Annotated in this window: 1 protein-coding gene; it reads right to left on the bottom strand. The window is 53.0% G+C overall.

Going from position 1 to position 856, the window contains the following annotated elements; genetic code table 11:
• Window positions 1-709: hypothetical protein (locus tag OU793_RS24685; protein ID WP_274647923.1), on the bottom strand; the 709-nt coding region annotated here is incomplete at its 3' end.
• Between the last annotated feature and the right edge of the window lie 147 nt (window positions 710-856).

Here is an 856-nt window from a genome sequence, read left to right as displayed (position 1 = left end):
GCGTATTGCGGATTTCGGCTTGCACTAAGGCATCACTGAGTTTCATGCCGCATTGGGTGAGGTTAGCGAGCGTTTTCAGCAGCGTGGACGCCACAGCCACGCGATACAGTGAGAACAGTGGCCAATCGTTACTGAGCCCGCGGCTATTGCCTTTCCAGTTGGGCAGTGCCATGGCCAGTACCAGGAGAAGCAAGGCAAAGACCGCGGCGATGGCAATGCCATAGTCGGCAAAAAAATTGCGCACGGTTAGGCCAATGCCTGGTTGGTTATCGATGGCACTGAGCATCTTGTCAGCGATGTAGACACCGTAGAAACCAGCACCAACACTAAGGGCATAAGGAAACGCCAACATCTTGACCAACTTCGCCACGATGTTTTCGCCGCCTTTAAGCTGCTCAATCGCGGTTTGCAATCCGATATGACGCTGACCTGCGCTTTCCGCCGCGCGTATTGAGCTTAGAACCACACCTGGAAACCAGCCTTCAAGTACATCGACAAAACGTTGACCTTGCCCTGGCGCATCGAGTCCGGCCTGTCCGATTTGCTTGAGCGCGTCGGTGCCGTTTTCAACCAGCGACTGACAAAACTCTTTGGTGGTGAGCTTGTATCGGTCGGCTTTGAGCCATTGGTCTAAAAATGCCACTTGCTCCTCACCAGAGAACGTCCATTGCTCAATGGTTTTGCCAAAGAGAGTAAAGGAAGCACTCATAACGCCTCCTGCATCGCTCGGTAAATGTCGGTGACGGGCACGGGCACTAAGTCATCGACTTGCTCGGAAGCCGAAAGAATATCAACCTGACCGCGCATAATGCGCGATTTACAGTGATCTTTGATGCTTGGCCAGCCTTGCTTCTTG

It is taken from the genome of Vibrio sp. VP6, assembly GCF_028823755.1.
In the GTDB taxonomy this organism is placed as follows: Bacteria; Pseudomonadota; Gammaproteobacteria; order Enterobacterales; family Vibrionaceae; genus Vibrio; species Vibrio parahaemolyticus.
This window is presented reverse-complemented; position numbering and strand designations above follow the sequence as displayed.